The organism is Veillonella atypica KON (assembly GCF_002959915.1).
GTDB classification, from domain to species: Bacteria; Bacillota; Negativicutes; order Veillonellales; family Veillonellaceae; genus Veillonella; species Veillonella atypica.
The window spans coordinates 315,197-338,662 of record NZ_PPDE01000008.1 but is presented as its reverse complement, the minus strand read 5'-3'; the positions used below and the strand labels follow the sequence as shown (position 1 = coordinate 338,662).

29 protein-coding genes and 1 riboswitch are annotated in these 23,466 nt (G+C 35.8%); of the genes, 1 reads left to right on the top strand and 28 read right to left on the bottom strand.

Going from position 1 to position 23,466, the window contains the following annotated elements; genetic code table 11:
• Positions 1–24: 24 nt before the first annotated feature.
• From dapA to cobU, 26 genes are all read right to left on the bottom strand, one after another.
• Positions 25–912 (bottom strand): 4-hydroxy-tetrahydrodipicolinate synthase, encoded by an 888-nt coding sequence (gene dapA, locus VAHSUH02_RS05570; protein WP_005383346.1) that lies wholly within the window; start codon positions 910–912, stop codon positions 25–27.
• A gap of 23 nt (positions 913–935) precedes the next feature.
• Complete coding sequence (locus VAHSUH02_RS05565) at positions 936–1,967, bottom strand: aspartate-semialdehyde dehydrogenase (RefSeq protein WP_005383345.1); 1,032 nt, start codon at positions 1,965–1,967, stop codon at positions 936–938.
• Positions 1,968–2,003: 36 nt separating this feature from the next.
• Complete coding sequence (gene dapB / locus VAHSUH02_RS05560; protein WP_038148777.1) at positions 2,004–2,801, bottom strand: 4-hydroxy-tetrahydrodipicolinate reductase; 798 nt, start codon at positions 2,799–2,801, stop codon at positions 2,004–2,006.
• 78 nt (positions 2,802–2,879) lie between these two features.
• Positions 2,880–3,053, bottom strand: a riboswitch (Lysine riboswitch).
• A 41-nt stretch (positions 3,054–3,094) separates the two neighbouring features.
• Positions 3,095–4,759 (bottom strand): DNA repair protein RecN, encoded by a 1,665-nt coding sequence (gene recN, locus VAHSUH02_RS05555; protein WP_005383343.1) that lies wholly within the window; start codon positions 4,757–4,759, stop codon positions 3,095–3,097.
• A 7-nt stretch (positions 4,760–4,766) separates the two neighbouring features.
• Positions 4,767–5,222 (bottom strand): arginine repressor, encoded by a 456-nt coding sequence (argR, locus tag VAHSUH02_RS05550; protein ID WP_005383342.1) that lies wholly within the window; start codon positions 5,220–5,222, stop codon positions 4,767–4,769.
• A 344-nt stretch (positions 5,223–5,566) separates the two neighbouring features.
• Complete coding sequence (gene mnmM, locus VAHSUH02_RS05545) at positions 5,567–6,142, bottom strand: tRNA 5-(aminomethyl)-2-thiouridylate-methyltransferase MnmM (RefSeq protein ID WP_005383341.1); 576 nt, start codon at positions 6,140–6,142, stop codon at positions 5,567–5,569.
• Between the two features lie 15 nt (positions 6,143–6,157).
• A complete protein-coding gene (locus VAHSUH02_RS05540; RefSeq protein ID WP_005378909.1) occupies positions 6,158–7,042 on the bottom strand; it encodes an NAD(+)/NADH kinase in 885 nt (294 codons plus the stop codon).
• Positions 7,043–7,053: 11 nt separating this feature from the next.
• Positions 7,054–7,857: a TlyA family RNA methyltransferase gene (locus tag VAHSUH02_RS05535; protein WP_005383340.1), complete on the bottom strand. Its 804-nt coding sequence runs from the start codon at positions 7,855–7,857 to the stop codon at positions 7,054–7,056.
• A complete protein-coding gene (locus tag VAHSUH02_RS05530) occupies positions 7,854–8,339 on the bottom strand; it encodes a divergent PAP2 family protein (RefSeq protein WP_005378985.1) in 486 nt (161 codons plus the stop codon). Before VAHSUH02_RS05530 ends, VAHSUH02_RS05535 begins: the two co-directional genes overlap by 4 nt.
• Positions 8,340–8,359: 20 nt before the next feature.
• The gene (locus VAHSUH02_RS05525) at positions 8,360–9,238 is read right to left on the bottom strand and encodes a polyprenyl synthetase family protein (protein ID WP_005379085.1); all 879 of its coding nucleotides are present in this window, start codon (positions 9,236–9,238) and stop codon (positions 8,360–8,362) included.
• A gap of 6 nt (positions 9,239–9,244) precedes the next feature.
• Entirely contained in the window at positions 9,245–9,451 is a 207-nt protein-coding gene (xseB, locus tag VAHSUH02_RS05520) for an exodeoxyribonuclease VII small subunit (RefSeq protein WP_005378912.1), read from the bottom strand.
• Positions 9,426–10,649, bottom strand: a complete 1,224-nt coding sequence (gene xseA, locus VAHSUH02_RS05515; RefSeq protein WP_005383337.1) for an exodeoxyribonuclease VII large subunit — start codon at positions 10,647–10,649, stop codon at positions 9,426–9,428. Before xseA ends, xseB begins: the two co-directional genes overlap by 26 nt.
• A 7-nt stretch (positions 10,650–10,656) precedes the next feature.
• Positions 10,657–11,595 carry a tRNA (adenosine(37)-N6)-threonylcarbamoyltransferase complex transferase subunit TsaD gene (locus tag VAHSUH02_RS05510; RefSeq protein ID WP_005383336.1) on the bottom strand — a complete coding sequence of 313 codons (939 nt, stop codon included), beginning with the start codon at positions 11,593–11,595 and terminating at the stop codon, positions 10,657–10,659.
• The gene (gene nusB / locus VAHSUH02_RS05505) at positions 11,595–11,999 is read right to left on the bottom strand and encodes a transcription antitermination factor NusB (protein WP_005383335.1); all 405 of its coding nucleotides are present in this window, start codon (positions 11,997–11,999) and stop codon (positions 11,595–11,597) included. Before nusB ends, VAHSUH02_RS05510 begins: the two co-directional genes overlap by 1 nt.
• Before the next feature lie 9 nt (positions 12,000–12,008).
• Entirely contained in the window at positions 12,009–12,380 is a 372-nt protein-coding gene (locus VAHSUH02_RS05500) for an Asp23/Gls24 family envelope stress response protein (protein ID WP_005383334.1), read from the bottom strand.
• A gap of 11 nt (positions 12,381–12,391) precedes the next feature.
• Complete coding sequence (locus VAHSUH02_RS05495) at positions 12,392–12,781, bottom strand: Asp23/Gls24 family envelope stress response protein (RefSeq protein ID WP_005379016.1); 390 nt, start codon at positions 12,779–12,781, stop codon at positions 12,392–12,394.
• A gap of 131 nt (positions 12,782–12,912) precedes the next feature.
• Positions 12,913–13,470 carry an elongation factor P gene (gene efp / locus VAHSUH02_RS05490; RefSeq protein ID WP_005378924.1) on the bottom strand — a complete coding sequence of 186 codons (558 nt, stop codon included), beginning with the start codon at positions 13,468–13,470 and terminating at the stop codon, positions 12,913–12,915.
• A gap of 15 nt (positions 13,471–13,485) precedes the next feature.
• On the bottom strand, positions 13,486–14,559 hold the full coding sequence (locus tag VAHSUH02_RS05485) for a M24 family metallopeptidase (protein WP_005379775.1): 1,074 nt from the start codon (positions 14,557–14,559) through the stop codon (positions 13,486–13,488).
• 70 nt (positions 14,560–14,629) lie between these two features.
• Complete coding sequence (locus VAHSUH02_RS05480) at positions 14,630–15,328, bottom strand: pseudouridine synthase (RefSeq protein WP_005378945.1); 699 nt, start codon at positions 15,326–15,328, stop codon at positions 14,630–14,632.
• Between the two features lie 35 nt (positions 15,329–15,363).
• Positions 15,364–16,002, bottom strand: a complete 639-nt coding sequence (cobC, locus tag VAHSUH02_RS05475) for an alpha-ribazole phosphatase (protein ID WP_005379793.1) — start codon at positions 16,000–16,002, stop codon at positions 15,364–15,366.
• A gap of 9 nt (positions 16,003–16,011) precedes the next feature.
• The gene (locus VAHSUH02_RS05470) at positions 16,012–17,142 is read right to left on the bottom strand and encodes a pyridoxal phosphate-dependent aminotransferase (protein ID WP_005379789.1); all 1,131 of its coding nucleotides are present in this window, start codon (positions 17,140–17,142) and stop codon (positions 16,012–16,014) included.
• A 13-nt stretch (positions 17,143–17,155) separates the two neighbouring features.
• A complete protein-coding gene (locus VAHSUH02_RS05465; protein ID WP_005379778.1) occupies positions 17,156–18,034 on the bottom strand; it encodes a GHMP family kinase ATP-binding protein in 879 nt (292 codons plus the stop codon).
• 45 nt (positions 18,035–18,079) lie between these two features.
• The gene (cobS, locus tag VAHSUH02_RS05460; protein ID WP_005379770.1) at positions 18,080–18,967 is read right to left on the bottom strand and encodes an adenosylcobinamide-GDP ribazoletransferase; all 888 of its coding nucleotides are present in this window, start codon (positions 18,965–18,967) and stop codon (positions 18,080–18,082) included.
• A 7-nt stretch (positions 18,968–18,974) separates the two neighbouring features.
• Positions 18,975–19,967 carry an adenosylcobinamide-phosphate synthase CbiB gene (gene cbiB, locus VAHSUH02_RS05455; protein WP_005383332.1) on the bottom strand — a complete coding sequence of 331 codons (993 nt, stop codon included), beginning with the start codon at positions 19,965–19,967 and terminating at the stop codon, positions 18,975–18,977.
• A 5-nt stretch (positions 19,968–19,972) separates the two neighbouring features.
• Positions 19,973–21,499 carry a cobyric acid synthase gene (locus VAHSUH02_RS05450; RefSeq protein WP_005383331.1) on the bottom strand — a complete coding sequence of 509 codons (1,527 nt, stop codon included), beginning with the start codon at positions 21,497–21,499 and terminating at the stop codon, positions 19,973–19,975.
• Entirely contained in the window at positions 21,492–22,070 is a 579-nt protein-coding gene (gene cobU / locus VAHSUH02_RS05445) for a bifunctional adenosylcobinamide kinase/adenosylcobinamide-phosphate guanylyltransferase (RefSeq protein ID WP_005383330.1), read from the bottom strand. Before cobU ends, VAHSUH02_RS05450 begins: the two co-directional genes overlap by 8 nt.
• 64 nt (positions 22,071–22,134) lie before the next feature.
• Here cobU and VAHSUH02_RS05440 point away from each other — a divergent pair, with 64 nt between their 5' ends.
• Positions 22,135–22,473: a hypothetical protein gene (locus tag VAHSUH02_RS05440; RefSeq protein WP_005379051.1), complete on the top strand. Its 339-nt coding sequence runs from the start codon at positions 22,135–22,137 to the stop codon at positions 22,471–22,473.
• Positions 22,474–22,511: 38 nt separating this feature from the next.
• Here the strand turns inward: VAHSUH02_RS05440 and VAHSUH02_RS05435 are convergent, their stop codons facing one another.
• Both VAHSUH02_RS05435 and ndk read right to left on the bottom strand, forming a co-directional pair.
• Entirely contained in the window at positions 22,512–23,027 is a 516-nt protein-coding gene (locus tag VAHSUH02_RS05435; protein WP_005383317.1) for a cob(I)yrinic acid a,c-diamide adenosyltransferase, read from the bottom strand.
• 22 nt (positions 23,028–23,049) lie between these two features.
• A complete protein-coding gene (gene ndk, locus VAHSUH02_RS05430; RefSeq protein WP_005378852.1) occupies positions 23,050–23,457 on the bottom strand; it encodes a nucleoside-diphosphate kinase in 408 nt (135 codons plus the stop codon).
• Positions 23,458–23,466 lie beyond the last annotated feature (9 nt).

Genomic DNA, 23,466 nt, shown 5'->3' with positions numbered 1-23,466 from the left:
ACTGGTTTTTAGTATCGTAATATTTTATTGTAAATATTCAGCTAATGCCTTATCAATGTATGCAGCTTCTTCTTGAGAAGGTTCACACATAGGTAAGTTGAATATACCTGCTGGTAAACCTAATTTTCGAGCTGCATATTTAACTGGAATTGGATTTGTTGTAATAAACATAGCCTTAATAATTTCAGCTAATTTTTGATGTAATTGTGTTGCTTTTTGATTCTTGCCCTCTTCAAAAGCAGCAATCATATCGTTCATATCTTGACCGGCCACATGAGATACTACAGAAATAACGCCTGTTCCACCAACGGAAAGAATAGGCAATGTAAGACCATCATCTCCGCTGTATACCATGAAATCTTCACCAGGCATTAAACGTTTAATTTCAGAAGCAATCATCAAATTACCACTAGCCTCTTTGATGGCACAAATATGTGGATATTCCTTATGGAGGCGTGCTAGTGTAGCTGGAAATATTCCAGTTCCTACGCGACCAGGTACATTGTATACCATGATTGGTAATGTTGTAGCCTCTGCAATAGATTTAAAATGCAAATATTGACCTTGTTGATTAGGCTTATTGTAATACGGTACAACAACTAACAATCCATCAATACCAGGAATCGCAGATACTTCTTTAACAAAGTCTACAGAGCCCTTTGTATCATTGGAACCTACATTAGCTATAATAGTACCCTTATCTCCACATGCTTTGGCAATCGCTTTAAATAAAGCAGTCTTGCTTTCACGGGATATAGTAGGATTTTCACCTGTGGTACCACAAACAACTAAGCCATCAGAACCATGATTTAATAGATGCTCTGCAATGGCAACTGAATTTTCAATGTTGACTGATCCATCTTCGTTAAATGATGTAATCATAGCCGTTAATACACGACCAAAGGTTTTCATATGTTTCTCCCCCTTGATAGATATTAAAATGCTTCCTTTTCTACCAAGTATTCTGCGATTTGCAATGCATTTAGTGCAGCACCCTTGCGAATTTGGTCACCTACGATCCAGAAATTCATGCCTTTATCATTGTATAAATCTTTACGGATACGACCGATTTCACAGTCATTTTGATTAGATGTATATAGTGGCATAGGATATTCTTGTTCTGCTGGATTATCTTTTACTTGTAATCCTGGAAATGCAGCACAAGCCTTGCGGAATGCTTCTACAGATACTGGTTCTTCTGTTTCTACTAATACGGATTCAGAATGAGAGCGATATACTGGAACACGAACAGTTGTTGGCACTACTTGAATGGTGTCATCATGAAGAATTTTGTGTGTTTCATTTACCATCTTCATCTCTTCTTTAGTATAATCGTTTTCTAAGAATACATCAATTTGTGGTAACAAATTGAACGCAATTGGGAAGTGTTTTGGTGCAGAACCTGTTGGCAACAAGTTAGCAGTCATTTCCTTGCCTTCAACATATTCTTTTACTTGGTTTTGAAGTTCTTCAATACCTTCTTTACCAGCACCAGATACAGCTTGGTATGTAGATACTACAATGCGTTTAATTGGAGAAATATCATGCAATGGTTTTAAGCCAAGGCTCATGATGATTGTAGAACAGTTTGGATTAGCAATGATACCCTTATGTTTCAAAATATCTTCAGGGTTAACTTCAGGTACAACGAGTGGCACCTCTGGATCCATACGGAATGCACTGGAGTTATCAATAACAATAGCACCGCGTTTAGCAGCTTCTGGAGCTAATGTTTTAGAAATAGAGCCACCTGCAAATAATGCAATATCAATACCATCAAAGGATTCAGGTTTTGCTTCTTCAACCACATAGGTTTTCCCATTAACTGTAAGTTCAGTACCAGCAGAACGAGCAGAAGCCAATAGTTTTAAATTTTCATAAGGAAAATTACGCTCTTCAATAAGTGTAATGAATTCTGCCCCTACTGCACCAGTAGCACCAAGAATTGCAAGATTAGGTTTTTTCATTGTGTATCTCCTCAATTAATCAATTGTTGTTCAGTATTATAAATAATGTTCTAAGCCATATGTTAAGCCTGGTTTAGAGGCAATTTTCTTACATGCTAGAACGACACCAGGCATGAAGGATAAACGGCTTAAGCTATCATGACGAATTGTTAATGTTTCATCATAGCCGCCAAATAATACTTGTTGATGTGCTACATAACCAGGAAGACGAACGCTATGGATAGTAACATTGTCTACTTTTGCACCACGTGCACCTGGCAAACTTTCACGTGTTAAATCTTCAGAACCTGTCACATTTGCAGCCTCTTTTGCATCATTGATTAATTTAGCCGTCAAAATAGATGTACCAGATGGAGCATCATATTTATGGTTGTGATGTAATTCGATAATTTCTACATCAGGGAAATATGGCGCTAATTCAGCAGCCACTTTCATCATCATAACAGCGCCCAATGAGAAATTAGGTGCTACCAAACAATTGGCATTATGTTTTAAACCGATTTCATTCAATTCGTTGCGTTGTTCTTCAGTTAGGCCTGTTGTGCCTATTACAATATGCACGCCAGCACTAAGAATTTTTTTGGCATTTTCGAAAATAACAGCAGGATTTGTGAAATCAACGATAACGTCAGGTTTATTATCGCTCAATACTTCGTCAATAGTTTCAGCCATTGTGATATGTAATGGTTCAATTCCTGCTACAGTGCCCACATCTTGACCTGCTTTAGATGGATCGATGCCACCAATCATTGTCAATTCAGAATCTGCATGTACTGCTTTTACGACTTCGCGACCCATTTTGCCGCCTGCACCGTTTACCATTACTCTAATCATATTTACCTCCAAAAAAGCCAGTGGAGGCATCCACTGGCTTAATATATACGATATATGATACATCGTTCATTAAACAAGAATTATGATAGCACTCCACCAATGTAATATTGGTGACAGTCGTCTACCTCTTAAATAGACAACCAGCACGATGATTTGGCTGTCATCCCACTTCGGCAAGTACACCTTTTATCATGAATCATTGTTTGCCGGCTCCTCATGATGACTATTTATACCCGCGCCTCTACCTTATTATTGAATTAATATAATAAGTATAAGTAATTATGCGTATTTAGTCAATGAAAATGGTCAATAAGTTCTTGTGCAGCAGCAAGTGCTGTATGAGACATTCCCTTGCCGGACATCATGGATGCGATTTGTGAAAGCCGTTCTTTTTCGCTCAATTCAGATAATGTAGAAATAGTGCGGCCTTCTTGTTCTTGCTTAGATAAGTGATAATGCTGTTTTGCAATACTTGCCGTTTGTGGTAAATGAGTAATACAGAATACTTGATTTGTCTTGGAAAGAGCTAAGATTTTTTCAGCTACCTTCAATGCTATATCTCCACTTATACCGACATCGATTTCATCGAATACAAGTGTTTTGTGATTATCTGTACGGAATACGGATTTTAGTGCCAGTGCAATGCGAGCCAATTCACCACCAGATGCAACTTTATGTAATGGTAGCAACTGTTCGCCTTTATTAGCGGTAAATAATAATTCAATTGATTTAGCGCCTAATGGTAAAAGTTCTTCACTTTCATCTATGAAAAAACGAATATCCCCTTTTTCCATACCTAAATCAACAATTTCAGCTCGTAGTTGTTTAGCAATTACATCTGCATTTTCACGACGTATAGAAATTAATGCTGCTAAAGCTGTTTTTGCAACCTTTTCTTTTTCCCCTAATTGTTGTTCTAAAGCGCCTTGTTCACAAACTTCGGATTCTAATTCCTCTAAGCGTTGTTGCGCCTTTTCCTCATAATTTAATATATCTTGGACTGTTTCGCCGTACTTCTTTTTAAGACCATAGATTACAGAGTCTCTATCTTGGCAGTATGCATAGCGTTCTTCGTCATAACTAATAGAATCTCGGTATCGATCAAGAGATTGAGCAGCCTCTTCTAATTGAAAGTATGCGGAATTAACGAGTTCAGAGATTTCTTTAACCTCATCATCATATTTTACAAGATCATTTACTTCTACCTTGATAGCATTAACTGTATCTAATAATGGATGCCTGCCTCCATAAAAAGCATCATAACATGAACCAAGTACCTTATCGATATGATCGAAGCTATCTAAACGTTTCAGTTCTTCAGCAATAGCTTCATCCTCGCCTATTTGTAATCCAGCCTCTTCTATTTCATCGATTTGAAAACGAAGCATATCAAGTTCACGGGCTCGTTCAGACATGTGCTCAGATAAATTATCTAGCGCTTGCTTGGCTTCTTTATATTCTTTATAGGCTGCTTTATATTCTTTATAAGCCTTACTACCAGCCTGGTTATAACCATCTAAATACTCATGATGTGAATCAGGATTTAATAATTTTTGATTACTGTATTGACCATGAATATCGGCTAATAATAGACCAATCTCTTTAAGCGCCTTTAGAGGAATGGGTTGATCATTAGCCAATATAATAGATTTACCAGATGTATTAAAGGACCTAGATAGAATTAGTTGATTATCCTCTACCAATATATTTTTTGATTGTAATAAATCTAATAAACTTTGGTGATTGGCAATATCGAATATGCCATCTATAACAAAACTATCTTTACCATGACGAATAAACTCGCTGCTAGCGCGTTCTCCTAATAGAATACTGAAAGCATCCATTAATATGGATTTACCTGCCCCAGTTTCGCCGGTAAAGATAGTTATGCCATCTTTAAATGAAATATTCATTTGCTCAATCAACGCAAAATTTCGAATGCTCATTTGCGTCAACATATAATTACTAATCCTTCATTAAATCTTGAATTCTAGAAAGAATTGCAGGTACCTCAGCTTCGGAGCGCGCGATAAGTAAAATTGTATCATCTCCTGCGAGTGTACCAATTAATTCAGACCATTTTGCATGATCAATAGAAAATGCTACAGATTGAGCAGAGCCAGGAATCGTATGTAGCACGACCTGATTTAAGCTATGATCAACCTTGATCAAGGAATCTTGGAATAAACGGTTAATACGACTACGTGATAATACTACATTTTCTTCTGGAGATAATGCGTATCGATAATGTCCATCGCCAGTTGGTATTTTAATTAACATTAATTCTTTGATGTCACGAGAGACAGTAGCCTGTGTTACTTCTATGCCTTCTTGTAATAAAGCCGCTGCTAACTCCTCTTGTGTTTCAATCTCCTTAGACTGAACAATTTCCTTAATTTTGTTATAGCGATAGCGTTTCATTTTTTGCTCCCTTTTTAAACTTGCACATAAAAGAGAATAGTATCTTTCTTACATTATTATACCATATATTCAAAATTAATATATGGTATATTCCGTATATACCATACGTGTTATGCATATTGTACTAATAATTAATAATTAGTTAATTTATGGAGTTTTCACCTCTTATAAACACACATAATATATGGTTCATCTATTTATAGCGAATTTATGATTAACGATTTTTACAGGTGTGTTGCATAAATAAAAGGCCCTTTAATGGGTCTTTTATTTCGTATTATGCATTTTTAGTATAGTAAAAGTATAGATTATTTACTATAAGTATAAGATAGCTGTTATGGAAATTATCGTTTTTGAATTAAATATAATTCAGGTGGATTGTTAGCTTGATTTATAGGATGCCAATGGCATACATTATACTTTGCTTGATCTAACTGTGAGATATACTTATGCAATGCTTCTTTCTCTTCCATACCCTCAGGTGTGCCAGGATATGCTACGATAGTAATGATTCCATCCTTAGCGAGTTTAGGAAATGCATTGTTTAGAGCTTCAATCGTATTATGAGGGCGTGTTATGATGCTATGATCTCCACCGGGTAAATACCCTAAATTAAATATAATTAAATCAATGGTATTTTCTTTGATTTCTTGATGAAGTGCAATGTCGTGAGAATTGTGTAAAAATGTAATTGTTACATTTGACTGCAATTTCTTGGATGCTAGTAATTCCCTGCTAGCACTGACAGCCTGTTCTTGAATGTCTATGCCATATAAATGACACTCAGATTGAGCTCGTTCTGCTAAATACAGTAAATCGTGGCCATTGCCACATGTTGCATCCACTACAACAGAGGCAGATTTCATAATGCGATCCCAAATAAGATGTTGAAATTGAACTGCATTGTTGATATTAATCATATGCGTTCACACTCCTTATAATAACTCATCCCTACGAGATGCTAATTTTTTAAATAATGTGCCAAAGAAGCATTGATCTTTAAATCGAACAAATAAACAATACACAGGATTCGATGAAATATGTAAAGCTTCTTTGTTAGTAAATGAATAGTCAAATGTACCATCTATGCATATATGCAGTTGAGGTTCACGATCAGGCATTGTAATTTGAATGGTATCATGTTCTTCTAAGACCATAGAGATACCTTGAATTAAATGTGGCGCAACTGGGGTTATAATAATAGATCGATTATCTGGCTTCATAATAGGACCACCAGCGGATAAATTATATCCTGTAGACCCTGTAGCTGATGAAATAATCAGTCCATCAGAAGGATACATCTGCGTATGTTGTCCATTTACAGCTAAATTGATACGCGCCATTTTAGCTGGTTCAGAACGTGTAATAACGACTTCATTAATAATTGGGACTAAGTCTTCTCTTGTTCCGTCTTCCCTATCTATATAGGCATGAAGATGGCCTCGTTTTTCAATTGTATAGTCACCTTGAGCAATGCGTTTAATATGACTTTGTAATTGATGGACTTCAATTTGATTTAAGAAACCAAGTTCTCCTAAGTTAATACCACATACAGGTATATTATAAGAGAAAATTTGACGTGCTAAATGGATAATGGTGCCATCACCACCAAAACTAAATGCTACATCAATATGTTTAAAAATCTCTGGTCTAGGAAGTACATTTTCCTTTGGTATTTGTAATACCTTGTAAGTATCAGGTCTTTCAAGATCATCTGGTAAATATACTTCTATTTGCTCTTCTCTACAGATATGAGCTGCCATTTTAAGAACGGCCATGATTGTACTTTTACCCATATTAGGAAAAAAACCAATACGCATATATCTATCTCCTATAGCATGTGAGCCTCATCTACAACTGCTGTAATTAATTCATCAGTTATAGATAATGCACCTTCTTCAGATTTAGTAAAATATCCTAAAAACTCAATATTTCCTTCCGTCCCTTTAATTGGTGAGAAGGTTAATCCGTGTAAATATAATTTGCAATCGTAAGCAACCTGTAATATACGTGAAAGTACCTCTTCATGTACTGCTCTCTCTCGAACAATACCTCCCTTTCCGACCTTTTCTTTACCGGCTTCAAACTGAGGCTTGATGAGAGCTACTAATGAACCTGTATCTTTTAATAGTGTAGTAGCTACAGGTAATACCTTATCGAGAGATATAAAAGCTACATCAATAGATATGAAATCTACAAGTTCACCCAATTGTTCTGCAGTAACCGCACGTATATTTTGCTTCTCCATATTGATTACGCGTTCATCTTGGCGAAGTTTCCAAGCTAGTTGGTTATATCCTACATCTATTGCAAACACCTTGGATGCACCATTTTGCAATGCACAATCTGTAAATCCACCCGTGCTAGCTCCAATATCAATCATGACTGCATCGGTTAAATCAATGGGATATATTTGAATAGCTTTTTCTAATTTTAAGCCTCCACGACTTACATATGGTAAGGTATTACCTTTCACTGTGAGATTTGCATCTACAGGAACCTTTGTACCAGCCTTATCGATTCGTGTTGTATCCATAAAGATTTGACCAGCCATAATAGCGGCTTTTGCTTTTTCGCGACTTTCAAATAAACCTCGGTTAACAAGGAGAATATCTAAACGTTCTTTATTACTCATATGACACCATTATACACATAGAAATATTGAATATAAGCTATTAGAATACCTAATACTAAACCACCAAATACTTCAACTGGCGTATGACCTAGTAATTCTTTTAATGCAATTTCTCGGTCTTTTAAAATAACAGGAATATTTCGTTTACTAAAATACTCCACAATTTGGTTCAATATTTGTGCTTGTCGACCAGCTTGACGACGTACACCAGACGCATCATACATGACTACAATAGAAAATACTAATGCTACCACAAATATATCAGTAATACCATTATTTTTAAAGTACAAAGCGGCAGTAGTAGAAATTACAAAGGATGTATGTGAACTAGGAAATCCTCCGGAACCTACTAAACGTTCAAAACGCAATGTACGATAACGGACAAGTTGCCATAAGAATTTAATGGCTTGTGCTGAAAACCAGCCCCAAAATGCGGCTTGCGCTATATAATTATGACAAATTTCCTCTAAAATATGGTACATATAACTTTATCCTCTAATGTTTAATTTGTACGATCCAATAAATAATCAATAATAGCACTTAGTATATGTGTATCATCTTCTATTGTTGCTAAAGCAGCATGTGCCTTTTGTGCGACTACATGTGCTTCATTACGTGCCTCATCAAGCCCTAACAATGAAACATAAGTGGATTTATCTTGTCGTATATCACTACCAGGTGTTTTGCCTAACTCTTCAATGGTTCCCGTTACATCAAGAATATCATCTGTAATCTGGAATAGCAAACCAAGACAATTGGCATATGTCATATAGGCGGCATATTTTGCTTGGTCAGCATTAGATAAGATGAGCCCTAACTCAATGGCCGCATTAAATAAAGCACCTGTTTTTCCACTATGTAAAACTTTTAATTCCTCAAGAGGGATATGTTTTCCTTCGGATAGTAAATCAAAAGCTTGTCCGCCAACCATGCCTTCAGGACCAGCTGCGGTCGCTAAACATTGGATAGCTTTGATTTTTTGCTCAGCTGATGCGGTTGTATTTTCACTACAAAGTTGAAATGCATAGGTCAATAAACCATCACCTGCAAGAATGGCCATACCGTCTCCATATACCTTATGGTTGGTTAAATTACCTCGGCGATAATCATCATTATCCATAGCTGGTAAATCATCATGAATCAGTGAGTATGTATGAATACATTCCAATGCACATAGGAACTCTTTATATAATGATGCATCAACCTTCATTGCATCTAAAACAGCTTTGGTTAAGATAGGACGAATTCGTTTTCCCCCTTGTAATAAACTATAGTTCATAGATTCATATAAACGTTTATATTCTGGTATAGGGGAATTTAATACGGCACTTAACCAGTGTTCAATCGATTGTTTGCTAGTTTCTAAATATGTCTTTAACATAGCTTATTACTCTCCGATGCGTACCTCTTCGATAATCTGTTGAATTTCACCTTCTACAGAATCCAGCATATCTGCACATTCCTTAACTAAGGTTAAGCCTTTTTTATATTGATTTAACAGCTCTGACATAGATAATTCACCATCGTCGAGTTGACGAACGATATCTTCAAGAGCTTTATATTTTTTTTCATAACTTTTCAGTGATGTTGCCATCCTGTAATACCTCCTCTACAACTGCTTTTATAGAACCATCACGCAATGTAATTTTAAATACATCTCCTTTGGCCATATTTTGAATTGAACTTATGGTATGACCCTCTTTTTCTATTTTGGAATAGCCTTTCACCATTAAATGGATTGGATTTTGTAGTGATAATTCCTGTGTTATAAGTGAAAGTTTATGCTTTTCATGTTGCCATCGTTGTGACGCTAAAGTTTGTAATTTCTCCTTATAGGATTGTAAGAGGGAATTTTGTTTATGCAGTAATTGTAATGCAGGAAACCCGAGGCGACGATTAAAAATTGTACTTAATTCAATACGTTTTTGCTGTAATGTTTGATCCATTACATACTGTAAATAATCAAGTTTTTGTTGTAAATGCTGTTGTAGTGTAGTCAACGGAAGCACTGCAATTTCTGCGGCATGACTAGGTGTAGCACCACGCATATCAGCAGCGTAATCAGCTAATGTATAATCTGTTTCATGACCTACTGCAGAAATAATAGGTGTAGATGCATTGTAAATAGCTTCGATAACAACTCTATCATTAAAGCACCATAAATCCTCCATTGAACCGCCGCCGCGACCGACGATAATGACATCAACATCTGGATCTTTATCTGCAGCTTCAATTCCTTTAGCTATGATTGGACCCGCTGTTGTTCCCTGAACTGGTACAGAGAATAATTTAAATTGCATAAGCGGATTTCTATGTTCACTAATATGTAATATATCGTGTAAAACAGCACCTGTAGAGGATGTGACAATACCGATACAACTTGATAGAACTGGTATTGGTTGTTTATGAGCATCATCAAAATAGCCCAATGCGGATAATTCTCTTTGCAGCGCATCGAATTCAAGCTGTAATGGGCTTTTAGAACCAACCTGTATATCCGATGCGATAAGATTTAAACGGCCCATTTTGTTATAGAAATTAACGGATGCCTTGATTGTTACTAATAATCCATTTTGGAATGCATTAGCGAGTCCTTTACTTTGAACCGTACTAGACCACATCGTTACATCTATAGATGATTCCTCATCCTTTAAGGAAAAATACACATGACCACTACTATGACGCTTAGTATTTGTTATCGTACCACTAACATAGACATTTTTTAGGAGATACTCTCTATCTATTGTTCGTTTTATTAAGTTATTTAATTGGGTAATACTCAATACATTCACGATATACCTACTTTTGTGTTGCTAAAAATGCCCCATAAGCATTTCCCGTAGCATTGTCGACAGAGAATTTAGGATTTGCAAAATGAACAGTTACGTTATTCTTATGACAAAAACCATTTAGACGATTGCGTAGTATAGAATTACTCATTACACCACCAACGGCAATTAATGTTGATACTGGTGTATGTTTGAGATGATAGATTAATAATTTTTCCAGAGAATTTCCTATGCAACTAAATAGTGCTTTACTCATAGATGCAGGTGACGCCCCTTTTTCAATATTACGTAGTGCAGCACTACAAGGACCAGCAAAGCTAATCCATCCTTCTTTAACAGAGGAAGGTAGCGGATCATACGTATCTGTTTGTGAAGCAAGTAGTTCTAATTCTTTGCCACAAGGAAATTGAATACCTAATGCAACACCTACACGATCGACAAATTGTCCGCCTTGTAGATCCTTAGAACCACCGATAATAGAGCTTTCAAAAATCCCCTTACCTTTATATTTTGTTAAAACGAGTTCTGTAGTACCACCAGAAAGATGTAAGCTATAGAATGGAAGCGTAGGGACATGTCCAATTTCTCTTAGGGCTGCTAAAATATGATTTTCTTGATGAGCAAATTCATACATTGGTACTTGCATCATATGACTTAGTGATCTAGCAAAACCATGACCAACAAGAAAGGCCGGCATATAAGAATCATCAGAGCGTCTAGGAAAAGCACTAACACCAATACCCGACAATGGAACTTGAGGTAATTCTTCGATAAGACGAGGCAATACTTTTGTATGTTGAAACACCATATTAGATTGTTGAAGTCCCTTCATTCCTGGCTTTACATCTAATATTTTTCGAGCTTCTCCTACTATATTTAGTTCATCATCAATAATGGCACAGCTCGTCGTATAACAGCTTGTGTCAATTCCTAGAAAATATCGTTTCATTATTTACTCTTATTATAAGCATCTAGAATCGCATTGATTAATTTATAGGATGCATCAGAACCAAAGGATTTTGCTAATTGTACAGCCTCATTGATAACAATAGATGGAGATACATCTTCACTATTGTAGTTGAGCTCCCAAATCGCAAGACGTAAAATGGCGCGGTCTACTTTATCCATAAGTACAAATTTCCGTTTTGTGCAATATGGTTCAAGTATTGTGTCGATTTCTTCAAGATGAGATAACACACCATCTATTATTTGGTTTGCATAAGCAATATCCATAGACAACGAGATTTCTCCGTCTGGGAAAATCACATCATCATTAGAGGTATGAAATTCATTAGCGTATAGAACTTGGAATGCATATTGACGTGCTTCACGTCTATTTCTTTTTTTAGACATATTGTCTCCTTATTCTTTGATAATTCCTTCAATATGTACATCAACCTTTACGTGATCAAGGTCAAGCGTATTCTTTAGTGTTTGTTTAATTTCAGACTGCAATTGTTTTGCTATATCTATTACATTGTATCCGTATAGACAACGGATATACACATTAATTTCGATAAAGCCTTTTCTATGCTTTACATTAATGCCTGGTAAATTTTTTTGTCCAAAAGCGTTCGTTATACCATCAACAATTTCATCATATAAGCGTGGACTTAAAGAATGAATACCAGGAATTGTACTTAAGGGCTTAATAGCAACATCAATGATGACGGAATCTGCAATATCTACTGTTGCTGTATCTAAGCCATAGTTTAATTTATCATCTTGACTCATAGGCCCTCCTATTATTCATTACGCTGAATTGGTTCAGGTGTAAAATCATCAAAAATAATATCTTGGACTACGATGTCAATTGTTTCAACTTCTATTTCAGTGTAATTGACGAGTGCAGTTTTAATCCGCTCTTGTAAGCGCAGTGCAATATCAGGTATGCGATACCCATAGGAGATACTTACATATAATGTAACTGAAATTGCTCCGTCATCGTTAAAGGAAATCTTTACACCTTCATGGGCATTTTTACGTCCAAAAAAGGTATTAACCCCATCATTAAAGGTAGAACTCATATGATGGATTCCTTTAGTATCCAATGCGGTCATACTAATAATAGTAGCATATACATTGTCTGCGATTTTAATTTTACCAGTTTCTAACTCAGTATTTTTCTTAGTCATATAGGCCTCTTTCAAAAAAGAGCACCTGTCCCTATATAATGACATAGACGACAAGTGCTCAGCTTAACAAAGATATATGGGGGACTATATTACATTTAAAAGATCTGGCCCACTATATCAATGAAATAGTTTTAGGCACGTTCGATGTATTGACCAGTACGAGTATCAATACGAAGTACATCATCTACTTCGATAAAGAGAGGTACTTTTACAGTGTAGCCTGTTTCCAATACAGCTGGTTTATTACCACCTGTTGCAGTATCGCCACGGATACCAGGATCAGTTTCAACTACGCGAAGTTCTACAGCTACAGGTAAGTCAATACCGATTACAATACCTTGGAAGAACATGATGGATACTTCCATGTTTTCAAGAAGGAAGTTTTTAGCATCACCTAGTTGTTCAACATTCAATTCCACTTGATCATATGTTTCGTTGTCCATGAATGTGTATGCGCCATCAGCTTCGTATAAGTATTGCATACGACGACGGTCAACATGTGCTTTTGGCACTTTTTCACCAGCGTTGAAAGTACGTTCTACTACGGAACCAGTTTGCAAGTTTTTCATTTTTGTACGCACGAATGCAGCACCTTTACCTGGTTTAACGTGTTGGAAATCAACTACTTGCCATACATTACCGTCGATCTCAACGGTTACACCTGGGCGGAAATCATTACTGGAAATCATCTAACTCTTCTCCTTCTAAATACCTATTTCGATTAACTCTTTTGGACTATGTGTTAATAATTCACAGCCATCAGCTTTAACAATAACACTATCCTCTATTCTCAATCCGATTTCACCAGAAAGATAAATACCTGGTTCTACCGTAATGATCATATTTTCGGAAAATACCGTATCGGACTTTGCATTGGCTACTGGTTCTTCGTGGATTTCTAGACCCACACCATGTCCCGTACCATGATTAAACTCCTTGGTATATCCTCGTTCTCGTATATAGTCACGACATACTGCGTCAAGTTCTTTGCCTGTAATTCCTGCACGAACTGCTGCAACACCTCGTTTTTGAGCTTCTAAAACTATACTATACAAATTCTTTTGTTGCTCTGATGCGGGGCCCATAACGACAGTTCGAGTCATATCTGAATGAAACCCTTTATACACGGCGCCAAAATCAAAGGTGATAAAATCACCGGCATCTATAATCTTATCACTAGCCACACCATGAGGCATACTAGAGCGATTACCGGATGCTACAATTGTTGCAAAAGAAGGTTCCTCTGAACCTCGTTTTAACATTTCTGATTCGAGTATGATACGCGCGTCATTCTCCGTCATACCCACCTTTAATTGCGGTAATAATGCTGCAAATGCATCGTCTCCAATTTTAGCAGCTTTACGCATTAATTCTAATTCATCTTCTCGTTTTACAGCACGTAATTTTGCAAAATTGATAGATGTAAAATTAAAGCGTTCATCTAAAGTATCACATAAGGTTTCATATGTATCAACAGGCATATATTTTCCTTCGATACCAAAGAGACCATCGTGGATGTGATTGTCATTAAAAATATCTACAAGAGTATCCATAACTGATGTTTCATATTGAATAACCTCATAGCCTTCACATTGTTTTGTAGCTTGCTCTGTATATCTAAAATCGGTAATCATGAAAGCTTTATCTTGTGTGACAATAGCAAATCCTGTGGTACCTGTAAAACCAGCAAAATAATGTAAATTTATAGGGTCAATTAAAACGACACCAGTTAATTCTTGTTCTTTAATATACTTTTGTAGCTGATTTAATCCGTTCATAATCATGCTCCTAGTCTATAAAGTACACCTTATAATACCATAAAATGCCTATATTGAATAGATTTTCATGCTATTTTTTAAAGTCTACTACATCTTGGTCATCTATTTCTGAATATGTATTAATAGCCTCAATGCCATTTAATGTAATATGACCTATGGACAATCTTTTTAAATAAGTAACTTCGCCTCCAGCGGCCCCAATCATACGTTTAACTTGATGGTACTTGCCTTCTTCAATGGTTATATGTAGAGACTGTTCAGAAAGAACGTCTATATTAGCCGGTTTACATTGGGTTCCATCCCCTAATACTATTCCTGTTTCTATACGTTCAAGACCATCTTTTGTGAGTTTACCATTAAATTCCACATAGTATACCTTCGGTACATGTTTGTGTCCATTAATGATAGAATGCGCCCAAATACCATCGTTTGTGAGTAATAATAGACCTTCTGTATCTTTATCTAGGCGTCCCACAGGAAATACACCCATTTTCTTAAACTCAGGTGGTAATAAATCCATCACTACAGGATGCGTAGGATCTTCTACAGCCGTAATATATCCAGCAGGTTTATGAAATTTAATATAATACTGTTGTTTTGTTGATATTTGTACGCCATCAACTGCAATGATATCATCATCTATATGTATAGATTGGTCTTTTTTTAAGATAACAGCACCATTTACAGTAACACGTCCATCCCTTATAATTTGGTGAACCTCTTTGCGACTACCAAAGGCTTTATTGGCTAATAGTTTATCTAATCGCATCTTAATTCCTCTTTCATAGCATTTGAAAGAATCAATTATACATGCCCTCTTAAATTATCTACGTGAGCAGTATCATTTAATAAGTTTAAAATATTATGGTCAGATGGTCCCATACCATTGTAAAATATGCGATTAATTGCTGTATTACCTTGGCTGAAATTCCAACAGTGACCAATGGGAATATCAAGCATTTTACATAAAAGTGTACGAATCGTCCCACCATGACAAGTTATTAAAATTGTTTCGTCATCATCATTTTGGCTTATAAATTCTGAAAGGCCATTCCATGCACGATTTTGTACTTCTTGAAAGCTTTCTCCATTTGGCAGCTTGACAATATCAGGTTGTCGATACATTTGATCAATAAGGCCTGGCCATCGTTCTTCGATTTCTGAGAACAATAATTTTTCCCAGTCACCAAAATCAATCTCTCGCAACCGAGAATCTACTGTAATATCGATATTTCGATTACCACGAATCGTTTCTGCTGTTACGAGGGCTCTAGATAGGTCACTTGATAAAATACGATCAAAATGTACATTCTTCAATGCATGAGCGCAAGCTTTTGCCTGTGCTATTCCATTGTCATTCAAAGGAACATCGGTTATGCCTTGATAGCGACCTATCTTATTCCATTCTGTTTCGCCATGTCTAATAATATATAATGTTTTCATGTTGTGTTCCTATTTCTCAAATATGGTACTTAATAAATGAATAAGTTCCACGTTGTGTGCATGATCTTTTATAGCAATCCGCATCCATTTTGGACCTAACCCTTTATAATTAGCACAGCTACGAATTAATAGATTATGTTTTTCTAATCTAGTTTGTACATCTGTAACTGAAATATCAGGATCATTAATTTCCATTAAGATATAATTTGCAGATGGCTTATAGACTACTAAATCTTTAATAGCAGATAATGATTCATACATATACTTTGCTTCATTAGCCAATACCATCTTACTATCGTTAATATACTTAGTATCGGTTAGTGCGGATTCAGTATAAGCTTGTGCCAATGTATTTACAGACCATGCAGGAATATATTGACGCAATTCTTGTATTAATGTTGGATTGGCAAACACTGCACCAATACGAAGTCCTGGTACAGCATAAAATTTTGTAAAAGAATGTACGATAATTACATTGTCATATTGATTAATGAGCTCGCGCATAGAGTGGCTATTGTCTCGTAACGATTCATTACCAATAAAATCAATGAACGATTCATCGATAACAAGTAAGCTATTAGCATCTTTTAACATTTGTGCTAATACTTTGATTGATTGTTTATCCAACAATGTTCCATCTGGATTATTAGGGTTACCTAAAAATACGATAATGCGTCCATCTTGACCTTTTAATTCAGCAGCAAATGTTTGTAATGCTAAATAAGGTACTTCAAAATATGGGGTGCCATCATCATTTTGTCGCTGCCGATAAAAAATTTCCCTTACCGGTATGTTCGCAGCATCCATAGAGGCTTGGTATTCAGAGAAGCCAGGCGCAGGAACAAAAGCCCCTGTAAATCCAGATAATCGTCCAACTGCATAGAGGAGCTCTGCAGCTCCGTTACCAAGAAGTATAGAATCTTTTTCTATACCATATACATCGGCAATAGTATTCATAACATCATCATTTGTAACATCTGGATAATGAGATATATATCGCAATCGTTCGTTTAGTGCTTCTAAACCTTTTGGACTAGGTCCTAATAGATTAATATTGGCACTAAAATCAGTTACTTCAGATAGATTTATTTTGTGGTCATGAGAAAATTTAAAGATATTTCCGCCATGTGTATCTGGCATAGGAGATCCTCCTTTATCGTTTTATATATGTTAGTCCTTCATTTGTTGTTTCCACAATATCAATATATTGTAAGGTAGGTAATTTTTTTTCGATGTATCGCTTACATTCATCGATAGCCGTATAATCACTTGGAAATAATAGACCCATTATTGTACCACTGTGAGCAATGATTGTACCAACGCTATGAAAAGCATTACCAATGTCATGAAATTCATATAAATTTGGTTTATATAAAATACGTTGATTAGCAAAGGCACTCAATGTAGCGGCCTGTCCTATCAACGTAATATCATGTGTTTCTAGACCTTTTTTGAAGAGCTCTAGTGATTCTCTAATGATAGGCTCTTTCTCCTGTATTTTATGGAATAAATCTTTTTGCTGATTAAAAGAGATGGTATCAATAGTACCACCTTCATCAAAAATTAGTATTTTTAAAGGCGGACACGTTCCTAAAAAATTACAGATGGACCCATTTATATAATCAAATTGTGTAATACCAGGATAAAAAGCAGCATCCGTCGGCTCTACTGATAAACAGATGGTTTCTAGCTCTTTTGGTGTTAATGCTCTATTACATGATAAAGCAGTGGCCATTGCGGCTACTGCTATATCCGCAGAGCTAGATGCCATTCCTTTTCCTTGAAGAATATCTGATCTTATATAGATAGCAGTATTGTCACAGCTGGGAATATGTAAAATATCCTTTACTAAGTTGCGAGCTTGACTAGACTTAGGTTGTAAGGAGCAATAATAGTGTGGCAATGGATGTGTTACCTGGCTCAGTGCATAGGAATAGCGGTTGATTGGACATGTCACAAGAAATGATTGTCCATCAATGGCCCCTTGGATAAATTCCCCACAAGTGCCTGGCGCACGAACATAATAAGTCACTAAATCCTCCTTACACAATAAAACAATCTATGTATAATTAAATAATTAAAGAATAGGAGCTTTCACAACAGAAGATAATAATGTCAACGTAATTATATATACTAATATCAACAAGACCTCTGTTACTTCAACAACGAAGCCATATGTATCACCAGTAGTTCCACCAAGTTGTTTAACAATATAGTGATTGATAATACGATTAATGATATAGCTCACGATCATTGAGAAAATATTAATTTCCATTAATCCAACCAAAGCATATGCTAAACCAAAGAGAGCTATACTATATGGTATAAATGGAATCGAAAGCATACTTGTTATACCTAAAGCGATTGCATATAGTAATGATAAAAGTAAACAAATAATAATAGGCATACAGAAAGTAGAAATCGTGCTCCATGTAATGACATGTTTTGGTGCATATACTGCAAAGGCCTGCCCCATACCCGATTTTCGAGCATATGGATAAGAGCGAATACTTAAAATCAATGTGTATCTACTCATGAGAGGCATCATTACAAGTATAATAGGTATAAATTCAGGTATAGGAATTGCAGTTAACAGTTGCCATTTTAACAATGTGATAAATACAAAAGCTACAACCCCAAAGGAACCAACACGGCTATCCTTCATTATTTCTAGTTTTTTCTCTCTTTCACGGCCAGAAAAAAGTCCATCACTTGTATCCATTAATCCATCAGCATGTAAGCCACCGGTGAACAAAAATTCACTGATAACGATAATAAGCATTAAAGGCATAGGTGACAAAAATTGAGAGAATATAAAATAAATTAGGGTTAAAAATATACCGATGATCAATCCTACAAAAGGAAATGTAGCAACAGACTTACCAAAATCTTCCATGGACCATTCTGTTTGATTTACTATTTTTAGTCTAGTTAGAAATTGTAAAGCTATAAAGAAAGGTGTCATCTATGTATTACTCCATAAATTGATAAGCGACTATGGTGGTGATGATTATCATAAGTATTGTTGACAAATACATCATATATATACATCGAGTAATATGTAGTCGATTTAGTGTTTCTAATGCATCACCCATATATTCACGAAATGTCATCTTTTTAAAGTACTGGTTATAGCCGCCTAGGCGAATGTGCAATGCCCCTGCTACAGGCGCTTCTGCATAGCCACCATTAGGGCTAGGATGTTTATAGGCATCGCGAAGACCAATACGAAATGCGGATTTGCCATCAAATCGTAATATAAAGGCAGAAATAACTAATAATAGGAATGTTAGTCGTGCTGGAATCCAATTTAATATATCATCTAAACGCGCAGCTACACGGCCAAAGAACATATATTTTTGGTTCTTATATCCCAACATGGAATCCATAGTATTAGCTGTGCGATATAATATAGCTCCTATAGGACCACCTAGTATAAAGAAAAATAGTGGTGAAATTATGCCATCAATAGTATTTTCTGCTATCGTTTCTACTGTGGCCCGAGTGATTTCACTTTCATCAAGGTCTTCTGTATCGCGCCCTACAATCCATGAAACGCGATGTCTTGCATCATCGATACGACCTTGTTTAAGCAATCTATTAACTTCAAATCCAGCCGCACCTAATGAACGAGGTGAGATTGTAATGTACACGATGAGAACTTGAATAAAATATTCTACCCATTCATTAATGAGACTACCAATCCATAGAATCAATGAGGCTATGATATAAATGGTTAACAATATAAATCCAACTGCAATACCACCATACCAAAGTTTTTTTGTATCATTATCTGTATCTTTATAAAATACAGCCTCATAAAATGATATGACACGACCAATTAGGGCAACAGGATGAAACTTACTATTGGGATCCCCAATAATCGTATCAATAATAAATGCCAAAATTGGAATACACACATAGTTGTAGTGTTTAAACCACTCTAAGAGAATGTTTAAATCCATTAATATCACCCATTATCCTTTAATAGAGTCATAATGTAATCCATATCCAAATGTTCTTCTACAATGTCTGCTAAACGATTATATGCATTGTTTTTATGTTCGAAATAATGGAAAACAACAGGCGTTTCATCTAATCCTTTACGTAAACGCAATTGATTTATAATAAAACGACGGAATTCATCATTATCAAAGACACCATGAATGTAGGTACCCATAACTTGATGACGACCATCGATAAAGCCATCTACGACCGTTATAGGAATTTCACTACGTTTAGTAATGGTAAAACAACGTTTTACAGTATCATCATTTGGTGTTGTATCCCCCATATGAATTTCATAGCCTACGAGTTCACTACCAGAAAATGTACCGTTAAGGAAATGTAAATTCTCAACATCAAATGTGACTTGATGTGTCGTTTTTTGATCCTTCATGGTTGTAGTAGAGTTAACTAAACCGAGACCTTCACTCTCCTCAATATCCCCTTCCATGTGATGCGGATCATATATAGCAGTACCAAGCATTTGGTTACCACCGCAAATACCGATTACAGGAGTTCCTTTTTCCGCGAGCTTTTTAATCTCATTAGCTAAGCCGGAGTTTTTTAAATATGTTAAGTCAGCCAATGTATTTTTAGAACCTGGTAAAATAATCAAATCAGGTGTACCAATAACATCTCCAGAACCGACAAAACGAACGGATACATCTGGTTCATAGTTCAATGCATCAAAGTCTGTAAAATTAGAGATTTTAGGTGTTTGGATTACAGCAATTTGAATGTCTTTAGAACCTACATTCTTTTTATTTTCCAAAGCTACAGAATCTTCTTCATCAATATCAAGGTTTTCTATGGCAGGAATAACACCAACTACTTTTTTACCTGTTTTTTCTTCGATGAAAGTCAATGCTGGTTCTAATAACTTAATATCGCCACGGAATTTATTAATTACGATTCCCTTTATTAAATCGCGTTCTTCTGGTTCGAGTAATTCTAATGTGCCCACAATAGAAGCAATAGCACCACCTCTATCTATATCGGCAATGAGAAATACAGGCGCTTGTGTCATTTTAGCAATACGCATGTTTACGATATCATTAGCTTTTAAATTAACCTCAGCAGGACTACCAGCCCCTTCGATAACAATCATTTCAAAATTTTCATCGAGAAAGGCAAGAGATTCTTTGACCTTATCAAGAGCTGTTAAGGAGTAATGGGTATGATATTCTTTAGCACTATACACACCAACGGGTTTACCCATTAATACGACTTGAGATGACTGATTTCCTGTAGGTTTAAGCAATACAGGGTTCATTTGTACAATAGGATCAATACCAGCTGCTTCAGCTTGGGCTACTTGAGCACGGCCTATTTCATCACCCCATTTGGTTACATAGGAGTTTAAAGCCATATTTTGTGCTTTAAATGGCACAGTTTTATAGCCCATTCGATAAAGAATGCGGCATAATGCAGTACATAAAATACTTTTGCCTACATTAGAGCTCGTTCCTTGGAACATGATTTTTTTAGCCATTTATATGAACCTCCTGAGATTTTAATTCTATGGTTACCCCACTAATCGTTAAATACATTTTATTGGCAGCACTAGCAACCTCTCGATTTACACGACCAGTTATATCGCGGAAATATCTTGCCAATTTATTCTCCGGTACAATACCTAATCCAATTTCATTGGTCACAAAAATAACAGTTTTATCATTACTGTTATTAATTTCCTGTAATAATAGTCGCAGCTCTTCTAAAATAATAGATTCAATACGATTAGAATCTTCCTGCGTATTGATATCCCCATGAGCGAAGACGTGATTTGATGTAAACATTGTAAGACAATCAATCAAGATAACATCACTTACATTCTTAATTTGTTCCCAATTTTTGTGTAAGTGTAGTGGAATTTCAAAAGTAATCCACTCTTTACCACGGCGCATTTGATGCTTTTTAATACGATCTTTCATTTCATCATCAAAAGCTTGCCCTGTAGCAACATATGCCTTTCGTCCTTTTAAGGATAAGGCTAATTGTTCTGCAAATTCACTTTTTCCACTACGAGCTCCTCCGGAGCATAGAATAATTGTAGATTTCATAAACCACCTATACAAGTATATATAATTTCTGTATCATTATTAGTATAACAAAAGGAGATACACTATGGAAATTATGAATATGAAATTAAAAATGATGTCTACCCTTTGGGAAAATACCTATCGTGTAGCTATTGAAGATGGTCAAGGTGGATATATTGGTACATGTCGTGTAGTTGTAAATGTACCGCTAGACCCTTCTGAATTACCTCCTAATGCACCTATTGTGGAACCACAAATGTTTGTATTAGTAGAGGATTTTTCTTTTGATGCATCTAAAATTATAAATTTTGAGACAACATTAGCAGATTTATTGCGTGAAAAATTTAGATATCAAATTCCTCATATCTTCTTTTTCTATCCAAGTCCACATGATGTATTGAATCAAGAAATTACACAATCTTAATAAAGAAAAAAGCTATGTGAAGACATAGCTTTTTTTGTTTATTCTTCTCCGATTTCTTCTTCTACACGACTTAATATGAAGCATAAATCAGATAGTCGATTTAAGTATCGCAAATTAGATTCATGTACGCTTTCACCAGCGTCTAATACACGCCATAAATCACGTTCTGCACGACGAGCAACTGTTCTAGATACATGTAAGTAGGCAGAAGATTTATTCTCACCAGGTAGAATAAATTCTGCAAGAGGTTCTAATTTTGCATCAAAACGGTCGATAACCTTTTCCAAATGTTTTACTTGTTGATCTGTTATTTGTGGTGCTTGATTCAAGCTAGCAATATCAGCCATTAACGTCCATAAGGAACGTTCTATATCGAGTAACTCAGCTTGTACTCTTACGTTCTTTGCATAAGCTCGAGCTAATCCCAAGAAGGCTTGAAGCTCATCAATCGTACCATAGGCTTCAACGCGAAGAGAAGATTTCTTTACACGTTCACCTGTATAAAGACCTGTTGTACCTTGATCACCTGTTTTTGTATAAACACTACTACTCATGGCCGTACCTCCTAATTAGATGTTATTTATATTCTGGGAACCATAAATGAATTTCACGTGCTGCTGAATCAACTGAATCAGATGCATGTACAACATTAGAATCCATAGTTAAGGCATAGTCACCGCGAATACTACCAGGTGTGGCATCTACAGGATTAGTTGCACCATTGATAGTACGTACAGAAGTAACGGCATTTTTACCAGCTAGTACAAAAGCTAGTACAGGTCCAGAAGTGATAAAATCAACCAATTCACCAAAGAATGGTTTGTCCTTATGCTCTGCATAATGTTCTTGTGCTAATTCTTTTGGAGTTTGAAGTAATTTCATAGCTTTAATGATTAAGCCTTTACGTTCATAACGTGTAAGAATTTCACCACAGATTTGACGTTTTACACCATCTGGTTTAATAAGAACTAAAGTTTCTTCCATCTTTAAACC